General features: G+C 59.7%; 15 protein-coding genes. 7 read left to right on the forward strand and 8 right to left on the reverse strand.

The annotated features are described in order from the left end of the window. Positions 1-113: 113 nt before the first annotated feature. Together OHL16_RS10450 and bla are read right to left on the reverse strand one after the other, a co-directional pair. The gene (locus OHL16_RS10450; protein ID WP_263367066.1) at positions 114-1,115 is read right to left on the reverse strand and encodes a zinc-binding alcohol dehydrogenase family protein; all 1,002 of its coding nucleotides are present in this window, start codon (positions 1,113-1,115) and stop codon (positions 114-116) included. A gap of 111 nt (positions 1,116-1,226) precedes the next feature. Further along, complete coding sequence (gene bla / locus OHL16_RS10455) at positions 1,227-2,099, reverse strand: class A beta-lactamase (RefSeq protein WP_263367067.1); 873 nt, start codon at positions 2,097-2,099, stop codon at positions 1,227-1,229. 122 nt (positions 2,100-2,221) lie between these two features. On the opposite strand from bla, the gene OHL16_RS10460 reads away from it, so the two are divergent. After that, on the forward strand, positions 2,222-4,378 hold the full coding sequence (locus tag OHL16_RS10460; protein ID WP_263367068.1) for a protein kinase domain-containing protein: 2,157 nt from the start codon (positions 2,222-2,224) through the stop codon (positions 4,376-4,378). Positions 4,379-4,495: 117 nt separating this feature from the next. Here the strand turns inward: OHL16_RS10460 and OHL16_RS10465 are convergent, their stop codons facing one another. Then, positions 4,496-5,935, reverse strand: a complete 1,440-nt coding sequence (locus OHL16_RS10465; protein ID WP_263367069.1) for an amidohydrolase family protein — start codon at positions 5,933-5,935, stop codon at positions 4,496-4,498. Positions 5,936-5,988: 53 nt separating this feature from the next. Further along, positions 5,989-6,480: a hypothetical protein gene (locus tag OHL16_RS10470; RefSeq protein WP_263367070.1), complete on the reverse strand. Its 492-nt coding sequence runs from the start codon at positions 6,478-6,480 to the stop codon at positions 5,989-5,991. A 125-nt stretch (positions 6,481-6,605) separates the two neighbouring features. Here OHL16_RS10470 and OHL16_RS10475 point away from each other — a divergent pair, with 125 nt between their 5' ends. The 4 genes from OHL16_RS10475 to OHL16_RS10490 all read left to right on the forward strand — a co-directional run bounded on the left by OHL16_RS10475 (position 6,606) and on the right by OHL16_RS10490 (position 10,728). Then, positions 6,606-7,538: a hypothetical protein gene (locus tag OHL16_RS10475; protein ID WP_263367071.1), complete on the forward strand. Its 933-nt coding sequence runs from the start codon at positions 6,606-6,608 to the stop codon at positions 7,536-7,538. An 818-nt stretch (positions 7,539-8,356) separates the two neighbouring features. Continuing rightward, positions 8,357-9,286: an AraC family transcriptional regulator gene (locus OHL16_RS10480; protein WP_263367072.1), complete on the forward strand. Its 930-nt coding sequence runs from the start codon at positions 8,357-8,359 to the stop codon at positions 9,284-9,286. 525 nt (positions 9,287-9,811) lie between these two features. Continuing rightward, positions 9,812-10,501 carry a Crp/Fnr family transcriptional regulator gene (locus OHL16_RS10485; RefSeq protein WP_263367073.1) on the forward strand — a complete coding sequence of 230 codons (690 nt, stop codon included), beginning with the start codon at positions 9,812-9,814 and terminating at the stop codon, positions 10,499-10,501. Continuing rightward, positions 10,498-10,728: a hypothetical protein gene (locus OHL16_RS10490; RefSeq protein WP_263367074.1), complete on the forward strand. Its 231-nt coding sequence runs from the start codon at positions 10,498-10,500 to the stop codon at positions 10,726-10,728. Before OHL16_RS10485 ends, OHL16_RS10490 begins: the two co-directional genes overlap by 4 nt. A gap of 76 nt (positions 10,729-10,804) precedes the next feature. On the opposite strand, the gene OHL16_RS10495 is transcribed toward OHL16_RS10490, so the two are convergent. Then, positions 10,805-11,794: a tetratricopeptide repeat protein gene (locus OHL16_RS10495; protein WP_263367075.1), complete on the reverse strand. Its 990-nt coding sequence runs from the start codon at positions 11,792-11,794 to the stop codon at positions 10,805-10,807. 186 nt (positions 11,795-11,980) lie between these two features. Between OHL16_RS10495 and OHL16_RS20295 the strand changes: the two genes are divergently transcribed. Further along, positions 11,981-12,133, forward strand: coding sequence for a helix-turn-helix domain-containing protein (locus OHL16_RS20295; protein ID WP_396127170.1), 153 nt, complete (start codon positions 11,981-11,983; stop codon positions 12,131-12,133). 26 nt (positions 12,134-12,159) lie between these two features. Here the strand turns inward: OHL16_RS20295 and OHL16_RS10500 are convergent, their stop codons facing one another. The 3 genes from OHL16_RS10500 to OHL16_RS10510 all read right to left on the reverse strand — a co-directional run bounded on the left by OHL16_RS10500 (position 12,160) and on the right by OHL16_RS10510 (position 14,304). After that, positions 12,160-12,822 carry a DoxX family protein gene (locus OHL16_RS10500; RefSeq protein ID WP_263367076.1) on the reverse strand — a complete coding sequence of 221 codons (663 nt, stop codon included), beginning with the start codon at positions 12,820-12,822 and terminating at the stop codon, positions 12,160-12,162. A gap of 189 nt (positions 12,823-13,011) precedes the next feature. Next, on the reverse strand, positions 13,012-13,488 hold the full coding sequence (locus OHL16_RS10505) for a hypothetical protein (protein WP_263367077.1): 477 nt from the start codon (positions 13,486-13,488) through the stop codon (positions 13,012-13,014). 72 nt (positions 13,489-13,560) lie between these two features. Continuing rightward, the gene (locus tag OHL16_RS10510) at positions 13,561-14,304 is read right to left on the reverse strand and encodes an SDR family NAD(P)-dependent oxidoreductase (RefSeq protein ID WP_263367078.1); all 744 of its coding nucleotides are present in this window, start codon (positions 14,302-14,304) and stop codon (positions 13,561-13,563) included. 124 nt (positions 14,305-14,428) lie between these two features. On the opposite strand from OHL16_RS10510, the gene OHL16_RS10515 reads away from it, so the two are divergent. Continuing rightward, positions 14,429-15,064, forward strand: a complete 636-nt coding sequence (locus OHL16_RS10515) for a TetR/AcrR family transcriptional regulator (protein WP_263367079.1) — start codon at positions 14,429-14,431, stop codon at positions 15,062-15,064. Positions 15,065-15,216 lie beyond the last annotated feature (152 nt).

Raw genomic sequence — 15,216 nt, forward strand, 5'->3', positions numbered from 1 at the left:
CTTCCATCATAAAGACCGACCGCGGATCGGCACGGAGGAGCGCGGATCAAAAAAACTCTTGCTTGTTTTTATCCGCGTTTTTCCGTGTGAATCCGTGGTCGTGCATTTGCCGGTCAGGGGAGGATGACGACCGGGCCTTCGGCGGTTTCGTGTTTGACGGCCTGGAGGGCGTCGGCGGCGCGGTCGAGCGGGAAGGTGCGGACGCGGGGGCGGATGCCGATCTCGGCGGCGATGGCGAGGAAGTCGCGGGCGTCGGCGCGGGTCATGTTGGCTACCGAGCGGATCTGGCGCTCGCCCCAGAGGAGCTTGTCGTAGTCGAACTGCGGGATGCGGTCGAGATGGATGGCGTTGATGGCGACGATGCCGCCCTTACGGAGGCTCGCGAGCGCGCTGACGACTACGTCGCCTGAGGGCGCGAAGGTGACGGCGCGGTCGAGCGCGACGGGAGGGCGGTCATTCTCGGTGCCGACCCATGCCGCTCCCATCTGAGCGGCCTGCTCGCGGTGCGACTGGCCGCGCGTCGAGACGTAGACCTCGCAGTTCCAGTGGCGGAGAACTGCGATCACAAGAGAAGCCGAGGCACCAAAACCGAACAGCCCGACGCGCTCGCCGGGCTGCGTGCCGGCGACGCGAAGGCTGCGGAAGCCGATCATGCCGGCGCAGAGCAGAGGGGCGACGTGGGCGGCGTCTGCGACTTGGGCGTTGTCGAGTATGGAGGGCAGCGGGTGAACGAAGTCCGCGCGGGCGGAGACGTACTCGGCGTAGCCTCCGTTGACCGTGTAGCCCGTGAAGGTGATGTTGTCGCAGAGGTTCTCTTCGCCGCGCTTGCAAAAGGGGCAGGAGCCATCGGTGCCTCCCACCCAGGAGACTCCGACGCGCGTGCCGAGGAGTTCAGGCGGGGCGCCTTCGACGATCTCGCCAACAACCTGGTGGCCAAGGATATGGTCGTTGCGCAGCGGAGGCAGGTCGCCTTCGAAGATGTGCAGGTCGGTGCGGCAGACTCCGCAGGCGAGGACTCGGAGGATGACGTGGCCGGGAGTAAGCTGCGGGCGCGGGACGTCTTCGATGATGAGAGACGGCCCGGTGGCGGTGCGGTTGAAGATGGCGGCTTTCATGGGCAGTTGTTAGTTGCAGGTTGCTAGTTGCAGGTTGTCCAGAATCGAGCACTTGGATGCTGAGAACAGGCAACTAGCAACCTGCAATGGACAACTCGCCTTACGTGAGAGCTAGGCGGGCTGGATGGTGTTGACGACGGCGCGGCCTGCGTCGGCGAGGATGGCATTGCGGCCGTCGCTGTCGAGCTTGGACCCCGTGAGATAAGCCGTCACTAGAACGGGCGCGCGGTGTGGCGGCCAGAGGACGGCAATGTCATTTGTCGTCCCGCGTTCTCCGGAGCCGGTCTTGTCGCCGGCCCGCCAGTCGTGCGGCAGGCCTGCGCGCAGGCGCGCGTCGCCGGTCTTGTTGGCGAGGAGCCAGTTGGTGAGCAGGGTGCGCGAGTCGAAGGAGAGGACGTCGCCGAAGAGGACGCGATGCATGTTGTCGAGCATCGCCGAGGGAGTCGTCGTGTCGCGCGGGTCGCCGGGAACGGCCTCGTTGAGCGACGGCTCGATGCGGTCGAGGCGAGTGACGGAGTCTCCGATGGAGCGGAGGAAGGCGTTGAACGCCGGCGGGCCGCCGAAGCTTGCGAGCAACAGGTTGGCGGCCGTGTTGTCGCTGAGCGTGATGGCAGCCTCGCAGAGCTGCGCAATCGTCATGCCGTCGGCGAGGTGCTGTTGCGTCACGGGCGCGTACGCGAGGAGATCGGCCTTGGTGAAGGTGATGAGGCGGTCGAGATGTTCGTGGCCCTGCTCGGCACGTTTGAGAATGAGCGCGGCGGCGAGGAACTTAAACGTGCTGCACATGGGAAAGCGCTCGTCGGCGTGATAGCCGATCCGTTTGCCCGAGCCGGTATCGAGAACGGCGCAGCCGAGACGGCCTCTGCTCTTCTGCTCGATGGCAAGGAATGGGTCGGGGAGAGCGGATCCCGGTCCCGCGATAAGAAGGCGGGGCGAGAGGGAGCCGATGAGAAGGGAGACCAGGGCGCTACGACGGGTGACCATTGCTTTCGAGTGATTCTACGCCGGCGCGAAACGTGCGAGGTTTGAACAGGAAGTTGTCCGCTTTGACTTTCGATTCTGAGCTTCCCTAACATTGTGCACTCAAGGGTGGGAAGCCTGCTGATGTGATCGGCCAGACCATCTCGCACTATCGCATCCTCGCCAAACTCGGTGAGGGTGGAATGGGCGTTGTGTATCGCGCCCGGGACCTGACGCTCGGCCGTGAGATCGCGCTGAAGTTTCTTCCCGCAGACGCAGCGGCCACCCCCCGGGCCCGCAGACGCCTTCTCAAAGAAGCTCAGGCCGCCTCGCACCTGAACCATCCCAACATCGCGACTATTTACGAGATGGACAAGTCAGAAGGCTCCCCGTTCATTGCGATGGAGTTGGTGACCGGGGCGACGCTGAAACAAATCCTCCGTTATGGTGCGCTGGAGGCTCGACAGTTTCCGGACGTCGCCCGGCAAATCGCTGAAGGCCTGGGAGAGGCTCATCGCGCCGGCGTTTTTCATGGCGATATCAAGCCCGCCAACATCATGCTCGACGCAAGGTCGCACGTAAAAATTCTCGATTTCGGACTGGCCACGCTCGCCCAGCGGATCCACACGGCAGATGAAACCGAGGAGACACGTTCCACCACAAGTTCAACGCAAGATATTGTCGGCGGCACAATTCCCTATATGTCCCCTGAGCAACTTTGCGGAGCGCCAGCAGGTGCACAAGGCGACATCTTTTCCTACGGTGTTCTTCTCTACGAATGCCTGACGGGCCGCCTTCCCTTTAACGGTGAAACGCCCATCGACGTTCGACACGCGATCCTGCGAACACCTCCCACGTCCCTGCGCAGCCTGCTCCCGGAGATCTCTCCGGAGTTGGAGAGACTCATCGACCGCTGCCTGGCAAAACCAGTCGAACAGCGTTGCGCCTCGATGGAAGAAGTCCTCGACGCACTTCGTCGCTTTGCCGATCCGGCGCTCCAGCCGAGAAAATGTCTAGCCGTGCTCTATTTCGAAAACCTCAACGGCACCCAAGAGGATGAGTACTTTCGCGACGGTATGACCGAAGATGTCATCACAGAGCTGGCGAAGATCAAGGATTTCCGCCTTTTCCCCCGCTCGGCAGTGTTTGCTTTTCGTGACAAACCGCTGCCAGTGACGCAGGTTGGCCAGCACCTGGGCGCGGCCTATGTCCTCGAAGGCAGCATCCGCCGATCTGGCAGCCGGCTTCGTATCACTGCCCAACTCGCCGAGACCCGCACCGGCCACTCTGTGTGGGCCGAGCGCTACGACCGTCAGCTTGAAGATGTCTTTGCCATTCAGGATGAAATCGCCCAAAACATCGCGCGTGCTCTGCGCGTGACGCTTACCGAAAGAGAAAGGCACGAGATCGAGAAGATCCCAACCAGCAGCATACAAGCCTACGACTACTACCTCCGTGGCCGCCAGTTCTACTGTCAAATGCTTCGGAAAGGCCTGGAATTTGCCCGGCAGATGTTCGCCCGCGCCATCGTCATTGATCCGGGTTACGCACGCGCATACGCCGGAGTGGGGGATTGCTGCTCGTTCCTGTACATGTGGTGTGAAGCCAGTGAAGACAATTTGCGAGAAGCAGTTTCAGCCAGTCGCCGCGCTGTTGAACTGGACCCACAGTCTGCTGAAGCCCGGGCCTCGCACGGCTTCGCAGAGTCGTTGTCCGGTAACTACGAGATCGCCGACAAGGAATTTGAGACGGCCATCGAGCTAAATTCTCACCTGTTCGAAGCGTATTACTTTTATGGCCGATCGTGTTTTGCCCAGGGGCAATATGAAAAAGCCGCGGCGTTATTCGCAAGGGCCGGCTTGATCAACCCGGAGGACTACGCGACCCGCTCACTGCGCGGCCTCTGTTATACCGCGTTGGGCCGCATGGAAGAAGCGGCCGAGGCTTGTCGGGATTGCTTGCAGGTTCTCGAACGTTACGTCGAACTCCACCCCGATGATGCGCGTGCCGTCTCCATGGGAGCCAGGTGTTTTTACGGGATCGGCGACCACGCCCGCTCTCTCGAGTGGGCCGAGCGCGCCTTGTCTATGGCTCCCGAGGAACCGTTGATCCTCTACACCGTCGCTTGCAGCTATGCGTGCCTCAAGCAGGCAGATAAAGCTCTCGACTGCCTGGAGAAGGCCTTTCGTCATGGTTTCGGCCACAGAGAATGGATCCACAGGGACCCAGGCCTTTCCTTTGTGCGCGAACATCCTCGCTTTCTGGCCTTGATGCAAGCCTCTCCGCCGATCGCTCCAGATTGACGTTCTAAGGCCGCGATGTACTCCACTTTATGGGTGTTGTGCAACGTTCGACGATCCTTACAACTTTGGCGATCATTTTGTCCTCACCTAAGTTGCTTACGACCTTCGCTTGCGCGGTCAGTATCGGCCGTAGTCGCCGCGGACAGAGTCGAAGAGCCTGGCGGAGTCGTAGCCGATGCCGTCCTTGAAGACGATCTCGACGTTTTCGATGTCGGCGATGTTGGCGGCGGGGTTGCCTTTGACGACGAGGAGGTCGGCGTTCTTGCCCGTGGCGATGGAGCCGATGTGGTCCTGACGATTGAGATAGATGGCTCCGTTGAGCGTGCCGATGCGGATGGCTTCGAGGGGTGTGAAGCCTGCCTCGACCAGTAGCTCAAGCTCGCGCTGGTCGCCGAAGCCGGGGAGGATGATGCCGTTGCCGGTGGGGTCGGGGCCGGCGATGAGGAGGCCTCCAGCTGCGACGAAGCGGCGTTCGAGCGCCATGCCGTGAGCGAGCAGCGTTGCTCCGTCGGGGAGCGGATGTTCGAGGCGGCGAGAGCGGATCAGGAGATAGTCCTCGCGTGCCTCGGGAGACATGGCGGCGAGGACGGCGGGACGCAGCGGCGGGCGTCCGGCGACGTCGGGCTCGAATACGGGAAGGGTGGAGGTGACGGCGACGTGGTGCTCGACGAGTGTGTGGATGAGAGCTGCAGCCTCGGGGCCGTCGGGGTCCATGTGGACGAGCGTGGGCGTGCCGTCTGTGTCGGGGCACTTATCGGGCTGCTTGCCGGGGTCGAGCTGTGTGTTGACGAAGAAGCCATGCTCGAGGTTGTCGATGCCCAGCTCAGCAGCTTCGGGGTAGGTGACGGAACAGAGGTGTCCGGTGACCTTGATGCCGTGCTTGTGCGCCTCGTCGATGGCGGCTTTGAGCTCGGCGCGGGTGATGTTCATGTACGCCTTAAAGGAGGTGACTCCTTCGGCGATCCAGTAATCGACGGTCGCGCGAGCATCGTCAGGGCCGGTGAGGTTGTGCATCTGGATGAACGGGCTGGGCGAGCCTTCGAGGTATGGGCCGGTTACGTCCATGTGCGGGCCGATGAGGTGGCCGGCGTCGATCTCGCGCTTGAGGTTGAGGTCGGTGTAGGGCTCGACGGAGCCGGTGGTGCGGATGGTGGTGACTCCGGCAGCGAGATACATGCGCGGTGCAGAGAAGGACATCTGCGGAACGATTACGGGAGGGTCAAAGGAGGTGGGTGTGAGGTTGGGCCGGGCGATGTTGTAAAGGTGATCGTGCATGCCGACGAGGCCGGGGAGGACGGTGTCGCCGTGGAGGTCGAGGACAGTCTCGCCTGCAGCGGCAGCGGTCGTGCCGCTGGCGGTGATGGCTGCGATCTTGCCGTCTTCGAGGATCACGTCGCGGTCCTCAAGGGGTGCGGCTCCTGTGCCGTCGATCACGCGGACGTGAGTGAGGCGGATGTGTGAGGCGTTTGTTTTGATGTACTTCGCGACAGCGGGAGCCTGTCCGTGGAGCGCGGTGGCGAGAACAAAAGTCAGTGCTGCAAACGAACGAGCACGCAATGCGGAGTCCTCCAGTGGGGCGAGCTTACGCGAGCGACCAAGTGTTCCGCCCTTTATCGCTGTGGCGGAAGGATGGCCTCTTCTTTCGTGTTGAAGTTGAAATTCGTCAGAATCCACGCTTGGCTTGCCTTGTAGACAGTGAACTTTGCAAAGAGAGGTCCCTTTTCATAGTCGAGAACGAGGCAGATTACCTGCGTACGTGGCGACAAATCTCGAATCGAGATGACCTCATAAGACTGGAAATTTCCGTAGAAATCCTGAATCTGCCTCAAGCTATTCGACTGGCTTAAAGCCTCCCTGCTACCGTCGATGGGACTGTCCTTGATCCAAGTCCGGACGGCCTCCTCTGGGCCTTTCGCCTTATACGCGTCAAGGCCCGCGATGACGATCGATGGCAGGGTCTCGTTGCCGCTTTTCTTATGCGGATTTGCGTCCGTCGTCTGGGATGAAGAGGAGCCGACAAGGAGAAGAGTAGATAGAGACAGGAACATCAAACGCTTGATCATGATTTTCGAGATGCCTTTCGTCCGGATTAAGCTTCCCATCCGAATCTCTTCTCTGCAATGAAAATCGCTGACGCTGCTACTGACCTTACAGCGTTTCGCCCAAGAAAAGCTGATCCATGGCGGTAAAATAGAAAGGTTACGGAAAACGCAAAAGGAACAGGCATATGAGCACAGGAACGCAGACGGTGTTGGCAGCACAGGTAGAGGCGGCGGCGAAGGCAGCAGGGCTGGTCGTGGTTGCGACCGGCGAAGGCAAGGACTTTTCGGGCGGACCAACAACGCGATTCACGCTGGCACTGGCTGCGAACACGGCGAAGACGCAGGTTCTCGAGCTGAGCGCGGCCTTCGACTTCAACGGAGCCGGCCTGAAGAGCGTCGTCGAGAGCTACCTCGCAGAGACCGCCAAGCGGCTGAAGAACCCGCGGCCGGACTGTTATCTGACCCTCCATGGCCTTCCGCTGAGCTTCGGCAAATTTGAGTGGCCGTTCCACGCCTCGACCTCGGGAGCCGACACATACATCGTGCACGGCGAGGCGCGGCTGGAGGACGGCAACGAGAGCGCACTGCACGCCAAGATCGCCGCCTCGATGACCCGCACCTTCGCTGAGGTTGTTCCGGCGCTCGAGCAGCCCTTCGCCGAAAGCTTCATCTATAACGCGGTCCGCAAGACGATGGATCAGGGCCAACTCGAGCTGGTGAAGAGCGGCAACCGCCAGCCGGTCCCGGTGACGACGCGCTATTACAGCCAGAAGCGGAAGAAGTTCATCTTCAACGACACCAACGAGGCGCAGCGCCAGTTGTTCCTGGCGGCGAAGGCCTTCTGGCTCTCGGGAGTTCTGGGTGGAGGCGAGCCGGTGTGGCTGCTCGATCCCCGCGACGCGCAGTATCTGGACTCGACGGTCGATGAGTTGAAGAAGACCGTCCAGGCGCTTGCGGGAGAAGGCCTGATCCGTCTCGCAGCCGACACGGAGTTCGCCACGCCGACCGAGGCGCTGATGGGGCATAAGGCCCAGTATGAGCAGGAGTTGGCCGAGGCCCTGCAGTTCATCAAGCCGAGCTTCAATGAAGAGATGCGCGCCGGCCACACCAATATGTAACGATTGCTGCGCGAAAACTCCGGTGTTCGCGGGCTAACCAGTCTGGCGGGTAGTGGGCCAGTTTGGATTGGCGTGCACTTGTGCCACAGCGTCGGCGCAATTTGTCCGAGGTGCCGCCTCTATACGGCAATGTGGCTCCGTTTCTCATTGAGTGACTTGGCGATTTATCTCTCGTTGAGAAGCGTTAGCGACAGGATGAACGCTACTCCGACGCGTCGGCCATAAGCGAGGCGGTTCGCGCGTCGTGCGAATGTCCCACTCATGCCTTCGGCATGAATGGGCACCCGGCAGAAAAGAAGGGCGGCCCCGGAAGGACCGCCCTGACGCAAAGGCCGCGGCTTCATGTGTTTCCATCAACTTCAGCTCGCGGCCTTGCCCTCAACGAGAGTCGGTTCCTCGGCAACCACCCTCGAAACATCCTCCTGCAGCAGGTAGATCGATACTGCGAGCAGAACTACGTCTTTCATCAGGAAGGCAACGTTTCCGAAGACCGAGTACATCCAGAAGATCAGAGGTCCATGGGTAAAGAATGGGATCAGACCCTGTGCTTCGTATCAAACCACTTCTGATACCCGAAGAAGAAGTGGTTTGATCACCATCGATGTGCGAACCAACTTGTAAGCTAGATCCTTTCTGAGGGGCCCGGACTTGCCTAAGGGTCTTAATAAGGAAGTTCATTTTTGCCGATCCTTTCGAACCCCTCGAGTTCGTTTCTATGAACCCCACTCTAGGACGATCTAATGAGATGAACAAGATCGTAGAAGCTCATAAATATGCTTTTTCGTCTCATGCAGGATTGACCGAGGATAACCTCACAGATGGATTGGCTTAGTCGACTTCTGGACATCGTCCCTGTCAGCGGCCGCCTCGAGGTCCGCTGCCTTTATGCCGCTCCATGGCGGCTGGTTATGGCGCAATCCAGCCCGGGCGAGATCCCCTATCACCTCGTGGTCGAAGGGTCGGCCATGCTGGAAGATCCCGCCGGGGGCCCACCGAAACGGCTCCGTACAGGCGATATGTTGTTGCTCCCCCACGGCCGCGCCCATACGCTGCACGACGGCAGCGGTGCGCCGCCTGTTCCGGCGCACCCGCACGTAATCATGAACCTGATCATCGATCAGAACAAAGGAACGGGAGATTCGCTCGACATGCTGTGCGGGCGCTTCATCCTTACTCCGCCTCACGATCGCTTATTGAGCGACTACCTGCCGGATGATCTCGTGGTTCGTTCAGGCGGTCACAGCACCGAGGCCGGAGGGCAGTTGGCAGCTCTGATCGCGTTGATGAGGACAGAGGCAACTCACGAAAGCCTAGGCGGACACGCCATGCTGAATGCGCTATCCGCAGCCATGTTTGCTCTGGCCCTGCGCGTTGCCAGCGAATCAAAGACCGTGCCCACCGGATTGCTGTCCGTGGTCAGTCAGCCACGGCTCGCGCCCGCTCTCACGGCGATGCTGCAGGAGCCGGGGCACGCCTGGACCCTGCCCGAACTGGCCCGGCTCTGCCATATGTCGAGGGCAACCTTCGTGCGTCACTTCCAGCAAAGCATGGGACGCTCGGCCACAGATCTGCTGATGGATATCCGCTTGACCCTGGCTGCTGATGAGCTGCGAAGATCGTCTGCCTCGGTCAGTGTTGTAGCAGAGGCAGCGGGCTATCAGTCCGATGCCGCCTTCCAGCGTGCCTTCAAACAACGCATGGGAGTGACCCCTGCACGCTGGCGTCGCGAGGGACTTACCGCTGAATAGCGATAAGATCCAAACTGCGACGGTCTCGGTCGGACACTCAGTGATCACTCCCAGCTCAGCACCTTCTGCGAATAGTGGAATATAAGCGCGTTTATAGGAACCTATCGGAACAAGGCGCCGGTCGGCAGGTTGCACGCGGCGTACTAAAAAAAAGCGGCCACCCTCCCGAAAGGTGGCCCATCTAATTGGGGGGGGCTACCAAGATCCTCTCGCACTTACTGGATGCCGTCGTTGCGCTTAAGCAAGGAATACCTCACCCGTGAGCCTTCCTCGACGGGAAGTTCAGCGGGGCGTGTAGCCCGTGTAGAGCAGCGCGGCCTTGTCGTAGGCGTGGCCGGCGGCAGCTTCGGAAGGTGTCGGAGGAGGAGTACCATCGACTTTGCCGCTCAAAGGAATGAGCCATGACGACCGAGACCAAACACCAGCGGTTCCATGGCTACAACCACGCGGGCCAGTGCGGCACCTGCGGCTACCTGTACCTGACCTGACCCTGGAGAAGCTGGCCCAGCGGAAGGGAGCCGTGCGATGACGGCGAAGCTAGGCGCAAGCGTCATGACCGCCGCTGAGGCTGCGGCCCGTGTGAGCGAACTCGCCCCGACCTTTCTGGAAGGGTTAGCCCCACGCGAGGTGGCGGCTGTTCTGGAGGCAGCCAGGCTGCGACGGCTGTGGGCAGGCGCGGTCATTGCACAAGAGGGGGAAAGCGCGGACGAGGTGTTCCTGCTGCTCGGAGGCCGCGCGCAGCATTTCACTACGACCCGGGAGGGAGACAAGATCGTGGTGGACTCGGTTCTGCCGGGTGAGATCTCCGGGGGTAGAGCCTTGGTGCAGAAGCCGATGGGCTATCTGGTGAGCACGGAGGCGGTGGCGAATAGCTTAGCCTTGGTGTGGGAGCGCAGTGCGATCCTTCTGCTGGCGCGACGCTACCCGAGGCTGCTGGAAAACGCGCTGTTGATCGCTTCCGATTATCTGGCGCACTACCGCGACCTCCACGTTGCCGTGAGCCACGAGACCGCCAGCGAGCGAGTCGAGCGGGTGCTGGAAAAGGCGACGCGAGAGATCGGGCAGAAGGTCCCCGGAGGGATTGAACTCATGATCCGCAATGAGGAACTGGCCAACCAGGCGAATGTCACGGTCTTTACCGTCAGTCGGCTGTTGAGCGAGTGGCAACGCAAGGGGTTGCTGGTGAAGGGCCGAGGAAGGATCGTGATGAAATGAAGTCAAAGACCATCCCCGCCGACGTCAACCGGACGACGTTTGACTGGGGCTCCTGCCGCGCGCGGGGCGAGGCTCTGATGCAATTGATTGCAACGCAAGCAATACTTCGGCCTCTGGATGCAGCGCAAAGCCTAACCGCGTCCCGAATTCACCCCTTCAAGGTTTGGAAAGAAATGCGACATATTGGCGAGCCGATTGGTACCGACATGTTGGCTTCTCGTCAATAATCCGAATTGGCAGGAGTAAAGGGGGAGTTTCTTCAGCCCTTGAAAGAGGCTGCCAGGCAGCTCTCACACAACCGAATCAGGGCCCGTGATCGAGGCCATACACGCTTACCGTGCAATTAGCGCATTTACCACTCTGTTTCTTCAACTGAGCCTCTTCCACAGCCACTTGCTTCGCCTCGGGCTCACGATGCACCGCCTCCAGATACACCCTGTACTGTTCCAGCACGTTGAGAAGATAGGCGTTATTCTGCGGTGCCCGTGCCTTCACGATCTCGATGCCCTTCCGCATTTCCTCATCCGGACCATCCTTGATCTCCGCCTTCCACTCCGCGTACCCAAGCGCCATGTGCGCCAATCCTACCTGCAACGAGTCGGCCGGGAACGCGCCCCTGGCGAGCGACCACGCCTTTCGCGCGTACTCAAGCGAATCACTGCAGCCGCCTCGCGTGCACGTCGCATAGGTCAGTGTAAATAGCGTCGCAACGATGTCGTCGGTGTCGGGATTCTTCAGTGCCACCATCTCGTTGTAAGCCTCCAGCGCCTCCCGCCGTGCGCCTTTGTACTTATGCATCGCAACATGCAGTCCGGCCAGATGTACCTTACCGCGCGCAATCTCAAGTGGGTCGCCGAGCTTCTCGCGAATCGCAAGCGCGCGCTTGCAGCACCGTTCAGAGGCGTCATAATTGCCCATCATGCCGTACAGCGATCCCAGGTTGTCGAGCACAACTGCGTAATCCACTCTCTCTGACGATGAAGGCTCAAGCAGTGGAAGGGCATGGTTGTAAGCATCCTCGGCCCGCCCGAGTGCGGACTCATCTTGGTAGTCCGACGCAAGCTTCGCCCATAACCTTCCCATCATCAGCGGCTCGAGCCCTTGATGCTCACTGTCGTGAATCAAGGCGAGTTCCTGAGCAATCTGCTGATCAAGCGAACTGGAATTGGCAGTCGCCTGAAGCTCAATAGTTTCGCCTTGTGTCTGACGTCGTCCGGTGACTGGCGAAATACCAACTGACGCGCTAACTAGTGCGAGCACTGAGAGAACCAACAACGTACGCGGTTTCTTCATCGCAACTCCTCTAACGGCCTAACGGATTAGGGGAGGTCACGCGATAATAAGGAAATTCCCGCGCTAGATCGTTGCTTAAGCGCAATGATGGATCGTCTCCTGCTACCTGGTGTCGCGACCCTTGGCTGTTACTCGACGGCCCTGAAGCCGGCCTCTGGATGCAGCGCAAAGCCTATGGATATCCGCATGACTCTGGCTGCTGATGAGCTACGAAGATCGTCTGCCTCGGTCAGTGTTGTAGCAGAGGCAGCAGGCTATCAGTCCGACGCCGCATTCCAGCGTGCCTTCAAACAACGCATGGGAGTGACCCCCGCACGCTGGTGTCGCGATTGCAAATGACAATTGCTAAAGCCAGTGCGGTCCAACTAAGTCCCGTCCGCTATAGTCGCGAGGGGACGGTCGAAAAGGTCGTGCGGAAGATTCATGACTCGTCGATTAGTAACGAGAAGCCGACTTCTCATGAGCAATTCGTTGCTTCTGACAAGCGCGTTTGGAGCCGGCGCGATGAGCGCTGAGACGAGCTTGATGGCGAAGCCCGCGTAGGCCCACTCCTTGAGCCGCGCGGGGACCATTGGGACGAGCAGTGCGGCCAGGCCCGCGAACTTTGCCCACGAAAGCTCGATGCGGAAATAGTCGGGGGGAAGCCAAGGTGGACGAAGGGTCTTGGCCACATCGGGGATCCGCAGCGATCGTCCGTTATCTATTACGACCCATCCTCCGGGCGGGATTGGGGGACTCGGACTTTCGAGCGCTACACGGGCGATACCGTCAGAGTTCGGCGAAGCCGCCGAGCCCAATATGAGCAGGAGTTGGCCGACGTACTTCAGTTCATCAAGCCGAGCCTCAACGAAGAGATGCGCGCCGGCCACACCAATATGTAACGATTGCTGCTCGAAAACTGCGGTGTTGCGGGCTAACCAGTCTGGCGGGTAATGGGTCAGTTTGGAGAAGGCGATTTGCCGACAACTGACTGGTCGATGGAACCCAACTTCCGAGTTGCCGACAAACCAGGAGTTAAGTAAAGACAAGTACGTTTGCGAACTGCCTTGATAGAGGGCTGCAGGAGCGCCGCGCCATCATCGGAGCGCGGCGGCTGCTCTTCATCCATTCTCCTCCTCGGCCCAGATCGGCTGGCCACCGGTGATTGCGGCCCTGCTGTAATTGCAGCACTCGTTCGACCTGTCGTTTAGGGGCGACTCGATAACGAACCGCAACTATCACGGGTGCGTAAGTTCGGTGTTGTCGCCCATAAAACTCCGTGTCGCGCCTTTGGTTCGCGTCAGTAGAGCGATTGTCGAGAAAATCGTCGCTAGCACCCAAAATACCGGGCCCAGAATGCCAGGCCAGACGGGCGCATAACCGGGAACAAGGACGAAGAAGATAAAGCCGGTATCCGCGATGCCGACAGTAGCGATGTTGATCCAATACCCCCAGACGCTGTTCCTCCAGTTCAACGTCGCAGCCACGGAAATGGCGATGATCGAAAAGAAGAGGAGGTTCCATGCATCTTGGAATACTCGGCCTTGTACCATTGACGAATCCAATGACCGGGCAAGCACGTATACCGAATATGCGGCCAGAAGATGCAAGCAGGCCCAGATAATGTAGAAAACTGCACCGATCTTTGAAGTTGTGTTCGACGTACTCATAAAATCACCTGTTAAGGAACTCCTTGGTTGCTTGTGCTGGATCATTCGACATCCGACTCGTGCGGCGCAATAGCGCCGCGCGGAAGTCGCGTCGAGGTTCAGTGGTAGAAGAATTACTCACACGGCCGCTAGGCCGCCATCGACCGGCAAATCGATTCCAGTGATGTAGCTGCTCTCGTCCGAAGCCAGGAACACCGCTGCCGAAGCAATCTCCTCAGGCTTCCCGATGCGCCCCATCGGAACCATCGTCTTGAACCGTTCCTTCATCGCTTCCGTGTTCTCGCCAAATTGACCTTTGAGAATAGGTGTCTCGACGGGGCCAGGGTTGATCACATTGGCGCGGATTCCTTTGCCTGCCAAGTCCGCCGTCCAGGTGCGCACAAACGACCGCAGAGCCGCCTTCGTAGCTGCGTAAGTCGGATAGATCGGAACACCTTTCTGCCAGAGCCCGGAGCCGGTCAGAATGATCGATCCGCCCTCTTTCATCAGGGGCAAGGCCTTTTGCACCGCAAAGAAAACTCCGCGCGCGTTGATGTCGAAAGTCTTGTCGTAGTCTTCCGGGCTCACGGCTGCTGTCGGTTTCGGCTCCGCGATGCCCGCATTCGCAAACAGCACATCGAGCTTGCCTTTCTTTGTAGCTACTTCCTCGTACAGCCGGTCCAGGTCGTCGAGATTGGAAACGTCCCCCTGGACGGCAGTCACATTGCTGCCGATTTCGGCAACGGCCTTGTCCAGTTCCGCCTGTCGGCGGCCCGTAATGAAGACGTAGGCTCCTTCTTTCACGAAGCGCTTGGCGGTAGCAAGTCCGATACCGGTGCTGCCCCCGGTGATGACGGCAATTTTTCCTTGTAACGCGGGCATGATCTTGATCTCCTGTTTCTGATTCGAAGTGTCCGAACTTCTGGACTCATCGTTTCAGATGTTCCCGAGGCGAGATGGTTTCATATTTTTCAACCTTTCGTTCCAGAAGTGCGTCCAATCCCGTATGAACACTTCAACGGCAGTGGAAGTAAGGATGGGGCGGCCTCGCGAGTTTGATGAAGACGCCGCCCTTGAAGCTGCGATGCGGGTCTTCTGGGAGAAGAGCTACGAAGGCGCGACCATGGCCGACCTGACCGAAGCCATGGGAATCAACCGTTCCAGCATGTACGCCGCTTTTGGCGACAAGGAATCACTCTTTCGCAGGGTCATGGAGCGCTACCGGGAGGGACGGTTGGCTCATCGCAGGCAAGCTCTCGCTCAGCCGTCGCTGCGGGAAGTCGTAGCGGGGCTGATCCTGGGAACCGCGGAGTTCCTCTCGATCCCCGGCAATCCTCGCGGATGTCTTATGATCCAGGGGGCACTGGCATGCAGCACAGATACGGAACCTGTAAAGCAGACGATGATCGAGTGGAGAAAAAGCGGTGAAGCCGCGTTGAAGGTGCGTCTGCAACAGGCGCAGTCTGAGGGCGAGCTCCCTCGAGAGATCCAGCCCGCAGACTTTGCCCGCTACCTCTCATCGGTAATGGCGGGCCTTGGCATTCAAGCTGCCAACGGGGCAACAAGGGCAGAGTTGCGGCGTGTGGCTGAAATCGCCTTGCGCTGTATTGAAACCGATCTTCGGGGTTCTGCAGGTGGCTAGGTTTGCAGCTCTTCGCTTCTCTTACGAGTGATGTGTTCCGAGAGTGAAAAAAATCGGCTCTCATTTGTAGCCAAATCGCCGAGGCACTCATGGACACCGGATTTGTACCGAGATGTCGGCTAATGGGAAGTTACGGTCACTCCCGAGTAACC

It is taken from the genome of Edaphobacter bradus (assembly GCF_025685645.1).
Taxonomy (GTDB): domain Bacteria; phylum Acidobacteriota; class Terriglobia; order Terriglobales; family Acidobacteriaceae; genus Edaphobacter; species Edaphobacter bradus.

What these genes read in the sequence shown, in the direction of transcription:
- OHL16_RS10475 (WP_263367071.1), top strand. Translation starts at nt 6,606, where the DNA reads ATGAGCACAGGAACGCAGACGGTGTTGGCAGCACAGGTAGAGGCGGCG.
- OHL16_RS10495 (WP_263367075.1), bottom strand. Translation starts at nt 11,794, where the DNA reads ATGAAGAAACCGCGTACGTTGTTGGTTCTCTCAGTGCTCGCACTAGTT.
- OHL16_RS10480 (WP_263367072.1), top strand. Translation starts at nt 8,357, where the DNA reads ATGGATTGGCTTAGTCGACTTCTGGACATCGTCCCTGTCAGCGGCCGC.
- OHL16_RS10505 (WP_263367077.1), bottom strand. Translation starts at nt 13,488, where the DNA reads ATGATCCAGCACAAGCAACCAAGGAGTTCCTTAACAGGTGATTTTATG.
- OHL16_RS10515 (WP_263367079.1), top strand. Translation starts at nt 14,429, where the DNA reads ATGAACACTTCAACGGCAGTGGAAGTAAGGATGGGGCGGCCTCGCGAG.
- OHL16_RS10510 (WP_263367078.1), bottom strand. Translation starts at nt 14,304, where the DNA reads ATGCCCGCGTTACAAGGAAAAATTGCCGTCATCACCGGGGGCAGCACC.
- OHL16_RS10470 (WP_263367070.1), bottom strand. Translation starts at nt 6,480, where the DNA reads ATGGGAAGCTTAATCCGGACGAAAGGCATCTCGAAAATCATGATCAAG.
- OHL16_RS10490 (WP_263367074.1), top strand. Translation starts at nt 10,498, where the DNA reads ATGAAGTCAAAGACCATCCCCGCCGACGTCAACCGGACGACGTTTGAC.
- OHL16_RS10485 (WP_263367073.1), top strand. Translation starts at nt 9,812, where the DNA reads ATGACGGCGAAGCTAGGCGCAAGCGTCATGACCGCCGCTGAGGCTGCG.
- OHL16_RS20295 (WP_396127170.1), top strand. Translation starts at nt 11,981, where the DNA reads ATGACTCTGGCTGCTGATGAGCTACGAAGATCGTCTGCCTCGGTCAGT.
- bla (WP_263367067.1), bottom strand. Translation starts at nt 2,099, where the DNA reads ATGGTCACCCGTCGTAGCGCCCTGGTCTCCCTTCTCATCGGCTCCCTC.
- OHL16_RS10450 (WP_263367066.1), bottom strand. Translation starts at nt 1,115, where the DNA reads ATGAAAGCCGCCATCTTCAACCGCACCGCCACCGGGCCGTCTCTCATC.